Here is a 13,597-nt window from a genome sequence, read left to right as displayed (position 1 = left end):
AGAACTCAATTTAATACTATAATGAACAACTCGAAAACGCAATAAAAAATAGGCAATTCATCATTGCCTATTTTTCTTCTGAAACCGCATTCTTTTTCGATTTTCTCGTAATATATATACCAAGTAATAAAAGTATAATCATACCAATTCCAACACAAGCTGCAATCCCTTCAAAAGAATACGTTTGTCCCGTTTTTTCTATCTTCTCCTTCGCTGCCGCAAACTGCACATCTTCTTTTGAAAGAACATGAATGCTTGCAATCGTTTCATTATTCTTTGTTATATCTACAGTTCCCACTACCTCACCGCGATGAATTCCTCTTTCATATAAAGAATCTGTATCTACAGGAGCTTTTCGAAAAACTGTTTTTACATTTTTTCCTTCCCCTTTTTTCAGCATCAGTTCTGCACTTTTCTCTAATTCACAATCTATATCTCTATCTAAATACGTTGCTCTTTCATGCCAATAATTCTTATCGAGTACGAGCTGTTTCGTAAACTGCGGAAATGCATATTCAGCCATCTGCTTCATATCTTCATAGATTTCCGGCTTTTGCGAAGCCATCACAACATTAATAATTCGATTTCCATCTTTCTCATTTAATAAAACAAGCGTGTTACGTGCTTCATTTGTAAAACCTGTCTTTCCACCAATACTATACGGATTCTCAAAATAATTTGCTTTATTAAAAATAGAAACCGTTTGTCTAGAAGTTGTAACCGTCGTACGCTTTGTATTCATCGCCTGTAAAATTTCAGGATACTTTTGTACACCTCTCGTAATCATTGCCATGTCGTATGCGGTCGTATAATGATTTGGATCGTGCAAACCATTCGGTGTAACAAAATGACTATCCGTCGCGCCAAGCTGCTTTGCCTTCTCATTCATCATATGCGCAAAGTTTTCTATACTTCCTCCAATATGCTCCCCTATCGCATACGCGACATCATTCGCACTCAGCACCATTAAAATCATTAGCGCCGTATTCCGATCTACCGTCTCTCCAGCTTGAAACTCCAGTTGATAATTACTCTTCTCCTGGTCTAATGCCGCTTGTGAAAGTGTAAATTGCTCTTCAGGCTTCGTATGCTCCATAAGTAAAATAGCCGTTAATACCTTTGTCATACTAGCCGGAAACGCATGTTCATGTGCATTCTTATCATATAGCACATCCCCCGTCTTCGCATCAATCGAAACAGCAAACTTTCCAAACACATTTGGACCTTGTCCAGGTGCTGGTGCTGGCTCCATTCCCGTCTCTGCATGTAATGGTAACGGGGTAACAAAGAACAAACATATCACCAAAACAAAAAACATAATTTTCTTACATTTATCCATATAAATCTCCCTTTTTTCGTAACTTATATATAAAAATCACTAACCCACCTTTGAATTGGAAACAAACTGGAAAACAACCATCATTCTTCACTATATCACACTTTTACAATAAAGTGAACGAACTATTTATGAACAATCCAAAACAAAAAAGCAGGATTTACTCATTCTGATCCTTCTTATCATGCAACAAATCTATGAACCGATTCCTAGCTTCCTCTTCCGTAACCTCATCGGTCATTCCCATAAATGACCATCCCCTTCGAACCAACCTAGTTCACTAACTCCTCCAAAAACTCATCATGCGTCACATCCACATCTAAAATCGCACCATAAATCGAAAACGTTCTATTTCTAGGCGCTCGCATCTGAAAAGATTTTTAACCATACGGATCGCGCCGCTTTTCCCCACAAAAATTTTACAGCATCCACAGCTCATTCTGTTACATCGTATTTTCACTCCATTTGTAAAAGGATTAGTCATCCAAACAAAAAAGTGAAAAATTCTAAAATTTCACACTTATATATTGATTTCACACCAAAATTCTATTACAATGAATCATACATTCTACTACATATCCATGATCCCGTAGCTCAGCAGGGAGAGCGCCACCTTGACAGGGTGGAGGTCGTGAGTTCGAGCCTCTCCGGGGTCATAAAACACAGTAAAATGGTGTTCTATCAACGGGTAGAGTGCTATTTTTATGCGATGATTTAGCCGACAGGATTGCGGTACACCGCCAAACTGTATGTCGGTATGGAAACCTCCTATTTCGTTACAAAACAGAAAAGGGGGGTTTTTGTTTGTCTTCTAATCGTTTAAGAGGGAAACGTCTGAAGCTATTCACAAAGAAAGCACGGATAAAGTGAAACTTTAATCAGTGGGGATTTTCTTCATCCCCCACTGATTATGAGCCCTCACCAATCGGACTGTTACGGGCAGTAAGACTCCCACCTATCTTCCTTGCTTCTCTCTGAATCTTGAGGTGGGAGTCTTACTGCCCTAAAATAGTAGGATAAGGAAAAGTGTACACCAATAATGATTTCTGAAAGGTAATTCATCGACGAAGAGATATATGGTCTGAATGATACCTTTTTGAAACAGAATGCTCCTAGGAAAATATAGCCAATTATTGTTATAATTAAACTTGGAATATGTTTTTAGAAAGGCAATAAGGAGTTGGTATACTTCTGCTGCACTCTTCCCGATATATTTAGAGAAATATAGAAAGGGGTATACGATGGGACAATTTCAAAGTAATTTTCAAACGGCAAAACAAATTGCTACTCAAATGGGGAATGCTGGGGATACCATTCAAAATGCAACAAATCATTCTATAAAAAAGGCGACGCGTACAACACTATCTGTTAATTCCAAAGCACAAGAGGCGAACCAACAAGCGGTGAATAATATTCATTCGGTAGCCCAAGAGTTCGAGAGAATGGATCATGAACTTCACAATACTTTTCGCTAATGTGACAACCTACGTAAAGGTAAAACGGCGGGAGGAAAGAAATATATGCGATTTAAAAAAAATCCAGAAGATCCGGTTTATCAGTTCTTAGCAACAACATTTCATCAAGATACATTTTACGAAGAAGCACTTCAAAAGTTACTTGAAGAAGAAAATACGGAATATTTACAAGACGCTATTATTTTTCTAACTGAATTTATTCAAAGCGATTATAGTAATACAGAAAAAAATGAATACATACAGTATGTTACAGATGGAATATATTTTGACGGGTTAGAAATGACACCATTAAAATGGCTTGAACAAACAGTTAAAATGATAAAACAAGCATTAAAAAGCACTTAATAAAAAATCTACAGCCAAGCGAAAGATAGAAGTAAAAGTGCGTTCGGTCATATCAAGGGCAATCGGTCGTTCCGGCGATTCCCGTTACGAGGATTGGCAAAAGTAACGATTGAATTTGGGCTGATTGCCATAGCCCACAACCTCCTCAAACAGGCGAAAAAAACAGCTTGTTTGAGGTAGAAAATCAAAAAAAAATAACAAAACTAATTATTTATGTTCCATATATCGTTTTAAATAGAAATAGCCTTGTACAAAACCATGAATAAAATACTCCCGTGAAGATAAAGCACAATAATAATTTATCGCATCATTAAGTTCATCACGTTTAATTTCGTATTGTTCATAATCTCATTTAATGTACTTTCATATTCTAATGCAAACTTAAACTCAGCGAATTTTTATCTATCAAAAATTTGTTCAGCAACCTGAGTCAATATATCCTGCATGCCTGCTTCATACATTGTTGTAGCGTACTCTCCTATTATGTTACAATAAAGCCGTATATTAACATATATTTACGTGTAATCTAGAACATATTTAAGATGAATAAAAGAGGGGATTTAATTGGATAAAGGAACCAAATACAAATGGATTACAATCCGAGTAATTTTAGAAAGAATGCTGATTGAAGCTTTCATGTTAGGGTTAATCACTTTAATTGTATATAACGTTATTAAAGACATATATTCTATCAATCTGTTTTCATCGATATCCTCTATTCTAAAACCAATTCCTTCAGAAGCTCTAACTATCATTTTTATATTTATCATAGCTAGAAATTTCAATAAGCGTTATAAGTTTCATAGACTGCTTGATTTTTTCGAGAATAACAAAAATAAATATAAAAATCCACAAGCTCATATTGAATGGTGTATCGCAAATTTAAATGGCCAAATAGATTCTTTGAAATTGAAGGTGGATATATTAAAGTCATTTTCTCCAATCCCCATTCTCATTCTCTTTATAGGCAATTTGTTTGAAAAAGGAACTTTTATCAACTTAAACTCCTTTAGCATAACAGTTTTAGTGATTATATTAGTTTATTTTGCTTGGTTAATGAATGCTTATAATCAATTTGTTACTATTAGAAAAGAACTTGTTCATTTTGAACAAGAAAAAATCATATTAGAAAATGAAAATTTCTTTGATCAAAAAATTCGTAAACCTAATTATCTTCATAAAGACTTTAAGAAATTCGAAAAAACTTTAAATAAATTAAGAGAACCTTCTATTTCAACAGAAGAAAAAGATGACTCCAATTCAGTTTAAATAACATTTACAATTTTCACTTATTCTTAATCCATTGCTCTTTATATTGGTAATAAAACATGACTATACGGATTGAGCACATTTTGTATACTTCACATTTACCCTTAGCTTTTAAAAAGAGATTAAACTCTCTAACAAATAAAGATTCGCAAATACATAAAATATTTAATCTATTAATTTTCATATTCCTGTAGTAGACTAAAAAAATAATTCTTAAGCTATTTTTTATTCACAACAAAAATCTGATCAAGATTCTGGTCAAGAAATTTCATTTTCCTATGTTACAGGATTTGCATAAAAAAATGTAGAATACTCTATAGGCCCTTGATACAACTACGTTTCTACTCGATGTTCCCGAAACGTAAAATATAGGTTTTTTATCTTGACAGGGTGGAAGTCGTGAATTCGAGCCTCTGACATACTGATAGAAACCGTGTCAAATCAACGTTTGATGCGTTTTTTTCTTTTGTAAACTTGTATTCAAAAGGAGTCGTGATCACAAGTTTGGTCACATTACCTACAAAATCTCTTCTATTTTATTAACTACATCTTCTTGCATCGTTGGCAGTACATGCGAATAAGTGTCTAATGTGATTTTGATATTACTGTGTCCTAAACGCTCGGAAATTACCTTCACATTCACACCTTTAGCTAATAGTAAAGTCGCATGGGTATGACGTAAATCATGAAAGCGAATCTTTGGAACAGCTGCTTTCTTAATCAAAGCGTTTAAACTTCTCCTTAAATTAGCAGGGTTAATTGGTGTTCCAGAAGGAGTACACATTACCAAGTCATTGTCTTGGTATTCCTCACCTTGAGTCAGCTTCTCTTTCAATACGACTGCTCTATGTTTCTTTAGCTTTACTACTGTTGATGCAGGCAATAGTATCTTTCTTAAACTTGATTTCGTCTTTCCTCCAAGTAAGAACGTCTTTCCATCATAGCCCTAGCAATTCAACTGAGCACCCCCCAGTTACAAGAGCCAAATGATTCGCCATTTATTCCTCCCTCTCCTTTGAGTCTAGAGTGCCTGTATAAATTGCGAGAATATTTATAATATTTTTGATAAATATTCCGATACCCTCTTCTTTATCCAGATTATGTTATACAATTATTAAAAATTACATATATTAGGGATGGGGAGGATACTATGAACGCTTCATTAAAGGGGAATGAACAAATCACACAGTTATTAAATGATTGGTATGTAGAGATTCGTGCTAGACGAATAGAGAATGCACACAAATTAAAAGAAGAGATTAATACTAACATCCAAACTATTGAGGAAGACCAAAACCTATTCATATACTATTCTCTTCTTAATTTTAGATATCAATATTTGGTCGATAGCTTAAGCATCTCTAAAGATAGCTTTAAACAAAATGATTCTTTTGCAATACCGGCAGATAACTTCTTAGCATATTATTACCACTTTTTTAAGGCAATTCATTCAAATATAACTGGCAGTCACACTATTGCTAAAATGCACTACGAAAAAGCTGAAGAACTTTTAAAACATATACCAGATGAAATTGAAAAAGCTGAATTCTATTATGAATTAGCTATTTTCTATTGTCACACTCAAAAGTATCTTCTTACGATTAATTATTTAACGAAAGCTAAAGAAGTGTTCTCTAGGCATAAAGGATATGAATTGAAAGTTGCTTTTTGTAATAATCTATATGGACTAGCATGTACCCATTTAAAAGAGTATGAATTAGCAGAGGAACATTTTCTTTCTGCAATAGATACATTCCAAAAAGAAAAGCAAGACTCTTATATTTTAATTGTGCGTCACAATCTCGGTTTAATGTATGCAAACCAAAATCTTTCTAGTCTAGCTATCCGCTATCTATCTGAAGTCAATCAAAAGTTAACAACTGATTACAAGGCCATTTTCATTCAAGCTAGAGAGCATTTCAAACTAGGGGAAACAAATATTGCTTCAAATTTAATTGAAAAGGGATTAAATATTTGTAATAATTTATGTAATAAGGGCTATATACATCATTTTACAATTTTAAAACTACTGAACGATAATGCCTCTACAGAAGATTTAGAAAAAATTGTTGTAGAAGGATTATCCTATTTCGAAAAAGAAGAATTATATGAGTATGTGGAAGAATATGCTGAAAAGTTAGCATTAAAATTCTATCAAGAAGACAATTACTCAAAAGCAAGCAAATATTTTTATACAGTCAGCAAAGCTAAAGATAAAAATTTTAAAAAAGGAGCATTAAAATGAAAAAAACAGTATTAAGTTTACTTGGAGTTTTGACAGTTTTAACTTTAACTTTCGGAGCATCTTCTTCATTAGATGTTCAACAAACCGTTGAAATCATTGCATACACACATGGACATACTGGTTAATTCGTTGTTTATTATTTTACAAACTATAACACAAAAAGAAAGTGGCAATTATGGTGGCCACTGAAAAAGTCCACTCATAATAAAAAGGAGTCTGTTATATAGATAACGAACTCCTTTTTCATTCTTAATATTCCAATAAAATGCGTATTGGTTTTTGTTTTAATTATATAGTGTTATTGGCAGTTCAACCACTTATCCTATTTGCTTTTCCTTGAGAGCTTTGATAATCGCTCCAGTAACGATGAAGAGAGTCCCTCCGATAAAGAATGCTGCGCTAAGTACAAAGTACGCTGTAAGCAGATTAGAGTTAATAATGTAGTTGTATGCGTCTCCGCCTACATAAGCGTGTTTATTTAAATCACTGTATTCACTAGCCATATAATACCCTTCAATTCTATCAATACCCATATTTAGCAGTACCGCTGAAAGTATGTAAAAGATTACTGCCCAAATGATCCATTTTTTCATGATTGTATTTGCTCCTGTTATCTATCTTATTATTTAATACATGATTAAAATTGTCTGATTTTATATTTTTTAATTTTATGAATCCTGTGGTACTCACAAACATGACTGTATTTGTAGCCGAGTCTCTTATCTATTAACTTGTACTGTAATTACTCTAGAAAGCTTTCTAACTCCTTCTCTCCATTATTTCTTTAAAACTATTCTACTGGAATTAATTTCACTTGCTCTGCTGTCTTAATAATATCACCATCGCCAGTGAAGAAAGTATAATCTCCACGACCTACTGAGCTATTTCCTAAAATGGTATTTACTTTTGCTGTCCCCCTATTGCCATCAAATACAATAAAGTTGCTTCCTCTCCCTACTGCCGTAGCCTTATAACGACCAGAAGGTATATCTTTACCCACGATATATTCACCTGCACCTAAAACCCTAGGCTCTTCCTGCTTAGCTTTAACACCTTCTGTAAGTTTCTGCAGTTCGCTTTTCTTAGCTTGGATATTCACATCTAATTCAGTGACTTCACTCTTCTTAGCCTCTACATCTTTGCCTAGTTTATCGACTTCTGATGCTAATTGATTCTTATTGTCTACTAGAGCCAAAGTCTCTTTCACTTCAGCTTTCTTGTCATCAAGCTTCTTTTGCTCTGCATCAATACCTTCTTTGATCTTGCTTTTCGTATAACTTAATTCTTTCTCCTTTTCTTCTACTTTTGCTTTTGCCTCTTCGTATGTAACTTTTTCTTTCTCGATAGCAACCTTCGCTCCTCTAGCACCAATCGAGTATGAAATTACCAATCCAAAGATTAATGCTAAAGTTACCCATAACTTCTTTGACTTTACAATTTTCACATTTATTCCTCCTATCAAACTACTATATTAATATATCATATTTTCACAACGCTTATAACTTGCAAAATGTAAGATTTTCGAATCTACTATTTCCTCTATAGTTATGATGGCATCACCTCTTCCTTTAAGAAGCTTAACCCATAAGTGAACTGTACCCTATAAAATGGACAGTTTAATAAAAAGACCTTTAAATATGCTGATCTGTTTGGCGAAGCCAAGCGTAATATCCACTACGACTCACGCCCGCGAGTTCACAAAAATAACGCACCATACGAGGAAATCGGAAGCGACGAATCGTTTGTTCAATGAGTGTATAGGCTTCACGAGGTGTTAAAATCGCTTCTTCTGTAACGCCTGCCTTTCGAGTTCGTCTAACTTTTTAAGAATTCCAGTTCTGCCTCCAGAAACGCAATACTCTCTTCTGCTTTCTTTAGCTTGTCAGCAGAAGAGAGTAGTTTGGAAAAAGGGCGCCTCGTACTTCCTTTTCCGCGACGCTCTGTATAAAATCATTCCTCCCCAAATTGTTCATATGTTTTTCTCCAACGCTTTAAACATTGGTTTGGTTTCTTTTCACCGATCATCTCTAAATCGAACCCATTTTCTAAGAAAATTTGATTGGGTCCTTTTCCTTGTTGATTTTCTTTCACAGCTCTTACTTTAAAATCTGGGCAATAGCGAATCGAACGTTCTGATACTTTTACCACATTTTCATTCTTTTCTAGTTGTTTCCTTTGTCGTTCATTAAAAATCATTTTACTCATGTTCCGTACCTCACTTCTATCGTTGGATCCATTATCACGAGGTTTGCTTATAAAGGTACACAAAAGCCCCGAATCACGGATTTTTTTTAGTGTCCATGATTCGGGGTACAGTTCATTGTCAATGGAGATCCAAATTTGTACAAATTCTTAGAAAGTGGAAAGATTTCTAGACAAGGTTTAACTCATCTTATTCTCTTTACTGATGGAATTTATCCTCTTAAATATAGTGATAGTGAAAATGAAAATACTTTCATTTTTATAAGGGAAGTTATAGAAAATGGATTATCTTCGTACCTAGAAAAACTAAACAAATTTGAAGATGAAGATGTTCAGCGAAAAAAAATATCTCGCTTAAAAATTTCTGATGATAAAGCTGCTATTTTAATTAAATTTTAAAATTTGTAATCAATTTATGTTTCTGAATTACCATAAAGAGAGGGTTTCAATGGATAAACTTCCTACTTGTATCAATCAATATTTAGAATGTGGAGAAAAAATTCTAGCATATACAAATGGATTATATGAAATAGATACTTTAGGATTTCCTTATAAATATGGATTTTTTATTGCTACGGATAAAAAAATTATATTTTATACAAATCCTCCATTATTTCCTGCAATAATGGAAGGATTTTCTTATAAAAAAACATACTTCGTAGCATCAGATGATAAAATAATGTTTAGGTATGTTGATGACTTTATTAAAGCTAAATGGATTCAAATGGGTGGTGTAAAGAAATTTAGAGAAATTATTAAAACTAAGGCTACCTTTATTCCAAAATTTATTTAACAATGTTAATCTATAAATAATATTCGTTAATTTAAGATTTTAATTTAAGTTTATAAACACTTAAAGGATGGATGATTTATTATGAGGAATTTAAGAATCGGAATGGTAGGTTTAGGGGATATTTCTCAAAAAGCATATTTACCTATCTTATCAAAAGAAATAGATTGAGATTTTATAGGTGCATTTTCCCCTAATAAAGAAAAATGTAAGAGGATTTGCAAGCAATATCGCATACAAGATTTTAATAATATAACATTACTTGCTCGAGAATGTGATGCTATATTTGTACATAGTTCTACCGATTCACACTTTGAAGTAGTTTCTACTCTTCTTAACATGGGAAAAGATGTATATGTTGATAAACCTCTAGCGGCAACTATCTCAGATGCTGAAAAGCTAGTTGAACTTAGTGAAAAAACTGGAAGAAAAATCATGGTAGGATTTAATCGCCGTTTTTCACCAATGTATATAAAAGCCAAACAAGAAGCTAAAAAAGCCTCCTTAATACGTATTGAAAAACATAGGATAGATAGTGTTGGTCCTTATTCATATGAATTTACAATGATAGATGATTATTTGCATTTAGTTGATACAATACGTTGGTTAGGGAATGATGACCTCTATGTGTTAAATGGTACCATTAACGTGAATACTGAAAATCATCTTTTATATGCAAATCATATATTTAAAACATCTGATGGTACTTCATTTTGTACGACTATGCATAGGAAAGCTGGAACAAACGTAGAGTTATTAAACTTCTTAACAGAAGGCGCTTTAGTTCAAGTAAAAAACCTAAATACATTAGAGATTGAACGTGCAGGTATATTATCCACTGAATATACTCCTTCATGGGATAGTATATTAAAACAAAAAGGTTTTGAAGACGCCGTATATCATTTTATTCGTTGTATTCAAAATGATATACAACCATGTATTAATGGAATAGAAGGACTAAAATCCCAATTACTTGTTCATCAACTATTACAGAATAAGGAATAAATTCACAAAAAAACGGTTCTGGTGCAAGAAATCTATCATGCTTTTCCATACTGACAGTATGACTCTAAAAAAGGAGCGTGATCAGTATGGAAAAGGAAAATTTATTCAAATATAAGCGTTATCAACCTAAACTAATCTTATTAACAGTAAGGTGGTACCTACGGTACAATTTGAGCTTCCGTAACTTGGTGAAGATGATGAAGGAAAGAGGATTATCAATTGCTCACACAACGATTATGCGATGGGTTCATCAATATGGCCCTAAATTAGATGAGCGATTAAGGTGTCATTTTAAGAAAACCAATGATTCTTGGCGAGTTGATGAGACGTATGTGAAGGTCAATGGATGTACCTATATCGTGCTGTTGATTCAAAAGGAAATACAATTGATTTTTATTTAAGTAAAACAAGAAATCATAAGGCGCAAAGTGTTTTTTCAAGAAAGCTTTGCAGTCTTTTCATGTTTCAAAGCCTCGTGTTATAACAGTAGAACAAGATCATCGCTTTATAAAGAAACGAATCCGTTCTATGCTAGGGTTCAAATCTTTGACACAGCTACATCCATTCTTTCTGGAGTAGAAGCTATGCATATGATAAAAAGATTTACGAGAACAGTCTGTTCAAAATCAGAAAGAATTCATCCATTGATTGTTTGAACTTGTAGCATAAAATACAATTCTGTTAGGAATATGTGCGTTTTACTGGTTTTCATTTTACCTTTGCACCAGACCCATTTTATGTATGCATATTATTAAGAGTATGCTTCTATTTTAGGAATGCTTTCCCCAAAAAATGAAAGTACACTTTGTTTCCATTCTTAAGTTGATGGGCATGGCCTGAAAGGGTGGTCTTTTTTCGCTTTAAATCAATTACTCCGTATTTTATAGTCGTTTTCCCTAGAAAATTATCAACGAAATTAAGTACGTATATCCGCAGTAATACAAATACCTTCCAAACGACTTATATACTTTAAAACGTAGAGTATTATCTAGTGATTTAGACCCGAAGTTTTTTAATAAGTAGATTTTGAAACCAACGAGCAACCTTACACTTCCATCTACTACTAAATAAAAAGAAACCGCCTCCGTAATCGAAGGCGGTTTCTTTTTTCGTATACAATTCCCTTCCATCTCGTCCAACACTTGCGCCTTCAAACATAAGGTTACACGTAGGGATTAAAAGCGTAATTAGTTAAATGCCTGTTCATTTTGCGATCGATTCTTCTTTTTTCTTCCTTTTTCTTTTTATCCTAATTATCTCTTGTAACCTTAATGATTTTCATTAACACTTCCCACAATAATTCTTGGACGGGTTCATTATTTAGTACTTTTAAAATTTTATCTCACAATTTTCCGAACAATTGTTTTAACACTATCTTTCCCACCATTTCCGAAGCACTTCCTCATGCCCAACAGTGGCATATACTCTGAAAGGGCTATTTGATGCATTGAAAGAATCACTAAACCAACATGTCCCTGCAGATTGGAAGAAAATAGATTATATACAGTCTGACAGACTAATTCCTATAGTACGGAAGAGAAGACTGTTGACGAAATGGAAGAACTCCTAAGGAAAATAGGATATAAAGGATCACGCTCTACCCTAAATACATGTGTTGCTAAAATACGAAGAGAGCAAGGATTAGGTAAAACTATGCTCACAGTATCTCGATCACATCTCTTACGGTCTATGTGGAGTGAGGTAGAATATGAAGAGTGGAAAAATAGCATACCAGAAACATTTTGAACAGAGTTTCCTGAGCTGAAAAAAGTTCATCGCATGATTCAAGATTTCCTATCTATTGTTCGTGAAAAACGAGCTGAAGGCTTAGCAAATTGGCTTATAACATATAAAGATATTCCATTTCCCGCCATTCGAACGTTTATAAATTATGCGGAGAAAGACGTAAAAGCAATTACTGCAGCATGTTCTCTTTCATTTAGTAACGGCATAACAGAAGGACATATTAATCGACTTAAAACAATCAAACGAATGATGTATGGACGTGCGAGTAGCAAACTATAAACACAAAGAGTGTTAATAACTTTGTAGGGAAAATGTTTTCCTAAAAAAATATCCAAATCTCTTTACATGGGGACATATAGATCCTCACCAAAAGTGCGGAAGAACCAATTTTACTTGACGGTCACAAATCCCGTAGGAGTACGGAAATGATTCTGGGAATGAGAGGCTATTCTAGAAAAATATTCGATAATAAAACTGTAGAAATTGTTTATTCCTACGGTTTAGCTAAGTTACATTGCTTTTATTTAACCACACATCAAAGAAATTTGGACATTATAGTTCCATAAATTCATCAATTTCTGCCTTGCGTTTTAAAAATATTTCCATATCTTTTTTCTCCCTTTCTATTAAACCAAAGGCATGTGAATCTTCTAAGGCTAATTCTTTATAGCCCCATATATAATCTATTGTTGTCTCTTTTATGTGTCTATGATCTGCAAAATACCATTCTAACGGTTGTAAAGGATCTGAAACATTAAATAATTCTGCTGGATACCATGATGGCATATTCTCATTTTCTCCTAAAAGTTGATAATCTAATTCTCCATTTGATAAGCTCATACCATAAACCACATATTCTTTTCTTACTTCTAAATTTAAAATCATGTCATGTGTATAACCTTGCTTTAATCGTTTGTCTGAAAATTGATTACATTTGTTATTTATACATATTACCTTCATTCTTTATCCCCTTACTTCTTGTTTAGTTTGTAAATTTAAAATCATCAAATTCACCTGTTTTTGTGTTTTTAGCATAGTGTATTTCTACTCCATTCACATTTTGAGCCATTTTAACCCATCCTTCTTCATGAGGCCAACGAGGATCTGTCATTACTATTTTGGGAATTGGCTTTCCTAGAGGATTGGACTTAACTTCTTTCATTGCTAGTTGCTCCTCTAAAGAT

General features: G+C 33.5%; 14 protein-coding genes, 1 tRNA gene and 5 pseudogenes. 12 read left to right on the top strand and 8 right to left on the bottom strand.

Annotation, left to right across the window (positions count from 1 at the left end; genetic code table 11):
* Positions 1 to 67: 67 nt before the first annotated feature.
* Both BCER98_RS05440 and BCER98_RS05435 read right to left on the bottom strand, forming a co-directional pair.
* Entirely contained in the window at positions 68 to 1,339 is a 1,272-nt protein-coding gene (locus tag BCER98_RS05440) for a D-alanyl-D-alanine carboxypeptidase family protein (RefSeq protein WP_011984077.1), read from the bottom strand.
* 157 nt (positions 1,340 to 1,496) lie between these two features.
* Positions 1,497 to 1,704: pseudogene (locus tag BCER98_RS05435) on the bottom strand (hypothetical protein).
* Between the two features lie 215 nt (positions 1,705 to 1,919).
* On the opposite strand from BCER98_RS05435, the gene BCER98_RS05430 reads away from it, so the two are divergent.
* The 5 genes and pseudogenes from BCER98_RS05430 (at position 1,920) to BCER98_RS05415 (ending at position 4,425) form a co-directional block, all read left to right on the top strand.
* Positions 1,920 to 1,992 (top strand) — tRNA-Val (locus BCER98_RS05430).
* A 585-nt stretch (positions 1,993 to 2,577) separates the two neighbouring features.
* Positions 2,578 to 2,811, top strand: coding sequence for a TIGR04197 family type VII secretion effector (locus BCER98_RS05425; RefSeq protein ID WP_011984076.1), 234 nt, complete (start codon positions 2,578 to 2,580; stop codon positions 2,809 to 2,811).
* A 45-nt stretch (positions 2,812 to 2,856) separates the two neighbouring features.
* Positions 2,857 to 3,156 (top strand): hypothetical protein, encoded by a 300-nt coding sequence (locus BCER98_RS05420; protein WP_011984075.1) that lies wholly within the window; start codon positions 2,857 to 2,859, stop codon positions 3,154 to 3,156.
* A gap of 6 nt (positions 3,157 to 3,162) precedes the next feature.
* Positions 3,163 to 3,309: pseudogene (locus BCER98_RS20720) on the top strand (transposase); the annotation flags it as partial.
* A gap of 411 nt (positions 3,310 to 3,720) precedes the next feature.
* Positions 3,721 to 4,425 carry a hypothetical protein gene (locus BCER98_RS05415; protein WP_011984074.1) on the top strand — a complete coding sequence of 235 codons (705 nt, stop codon included), beginning with the start codon at positions 3,721 to 3,723 and terminating at the stop codon, positions 4,423 to 4,425.
* Positions 4,426 to 4,942: 517 nt separating this feature from the next.
* Here BCER98_RS05415 and BCER98_RS05410 read toward each other — a convergent pair.
* Positions 4,943 to 5,368: pseudogene (locus BCER98_RS05410) on the bottom strand (site-specific integrase); the annotation flags it as partial.
* Between the two features lie 207 nt (positions 5,369 to 5,575).
* Here BCER98_RS05410 and BCER98_RS05405 point away from each other — a divergent pair.
* Entirely contained in the window at positions 5,576 to 6,670 is a 1,095-nt protein-coding gene (locus tag BCER98_RS05405; RefSeq protein WP_011984072.1) for a Rap family tetratricopeptide repeat protein, read from the top strand.
* The gene (locus tag BCER98_RS23340) at positions 6,667 to 6,795 is read left to right on the top strand and encodes a hypothetical protein (protein ID WP_256941452.1); all 129 of its coding nucleotides are present in this window, start codon (positions 6,667 to 6,669) and stop codon (positions 6,793 to 6,795) included. Before BCER98_RS05405 ends, BCER98_RS23340 begins: the two co-directional genes overlap by 4 nt.
* 192 nt (positions 6,796 to 6,987) lie before the next feature.
* Here BCER98_RS23340 and BCER98_RS05400 read toward each other — a convergent pair whose 3' ends face one another.
* The 3 genes from BCER98_RS05400 to BCER98_RS20715 form a co-directional block, all read right to left on the bottom strand.
* Positions 6,988 to 7,263, bottom strand: a complete 276-nt coding sequence (locus tag BCER98_RS05400) for a hypothetical protein (protein WP_011984071.1) — start codon at positions 7,261 to 7,263, stop codon at positions 6,988 to 6,990.
* Between the two features lie 197 nt (positions 7,264 to 7,460).
* Positions 7,461 to 8,114, bottom strand: coding sequence for a hypothetical protein (locus BCER98_RS05395; RefSeq protein WP_011984070.1), 654 nt, complete (start codon positions 8,112 to 8,114; stop codon positions 7,461 to 7,463).
* Between the two features lie 506 nt (positions 8,115 to 8,620).
* Positions 8,621 to 8,875 (bottom strand): hypothetical protein, encoded by a 255-nt coding sequence (locus tag BCER98_RS20715; RefSeq protein ID WP_011984069.1) that lies wholly within the window; start codon positions 8,873 to 8,875, stop codon positions 8,621 to 8,623.
* Between the two features lie 135 nt (positions 8,876 to 9,010).
* Here BCER98_RS20715 and BCER98_RS05385 point away from each other — a divergent pair, with 135 nt between their 5' ends.
* The 5 genes and pseudogenes from BCER98_RS05385 (at position 9,011) to BCER98_RS22905 (ending at position 12,692) form a co-directional block, all read left to right on the top strand.
* Entirely contained in the window at positions 9,011 to 9,271 is a 261-nt protein-coding gene (locus BCER98_RS05385; RefSeq protein WP_011984068.1) for a hypothetical protein, read from the top strand.
* 49 nt (positions 9,272 to 9,320) lie between these two features.
* The gene (locus BCER98_RS05380) at positions 9,321 to 9,665 is read left to right on the top strand and encodes a PH domain-containing protein (RefSeq protein ID WP_041809544.1); all 345 of its coding nucleotides are present in this window, start codon (positions 9,321 to 9,323) and stop codon (positions 9,663 to 9,665) included.
* 81 nt (positions 9,666 to 9,746) lie between these two features.
* Positions 9,747 to 10,667, top strand: a pseudogene (locus BCER98_RS05375) (Gfo/Idh/MocA family protein).
* A gap of 86 nt (positions 10,668 to 10,753) precedes the next feature.
* Positions 10,754 to 11,315, top strand: a pseudogene (locus BCER98_RS05370) (IS6 family transposase).
* A gap of 1,131 nt (positions 11,316 to 12,446) precedes the next feature.
* Positions 12,447 to 12,692 carry a transposase gene (locus BCER98_RS22905; RefSeq protein WP_011984066.1) on the top strand — a complete coding sequence of 82 codons (246 nt, stop codon included), beginning with the start codon at positions 12,447 to 12,449 and terminating at the stop codon, positions 12,690 to 12,692.
* A 273-nt stretch (positions 12,693 to 12,965) separates the two neighbouring features.
* Here the strand turns inward: BCER98_RS22905 and BCER98_RS05360 are convergent, their stop codons facing one another.
* Complete coding sequence (locus BCER98_RS05360; RefSeq protein ID WP_011984065.1) at positions 12,966 to 13,373, bottom strand: hypothetical protein; 408 nt, start codon at positions 13,371 to 13,373, stop codon at positions 12,966 to 12,968.
* A 22-nt stretch (positions 13,374 to 13,395) separates the two neighbouring features.
* Complete coding sequence (locus BCER98_RS22900) at positions 13,396 to 13,575, bottom strand: hypothetical protein (RefSeq protein WP_235436357.1); 180 nt, start codon at positions 13,573 to 13,575, stop codon at positions 13,396 to 13,398.
* Between the last annotated feature and the right edge of the window lie 22 nt (positions 13,576 to 13,597).

It is taken from the genome of Bacillus cytotoxicus NVH 391-98, assembly GCF_000017425.1.
Classification (GTDB): domain Bacteria; phylum Bacillota; class Bacilli; order Bacillales; family Bacillaceae_G; genus Bacillus_A; species Bacillus_A cytotoxicus.
This window is presented reverse-complemented; position numbering and strand designations above follow the sequence as displayed.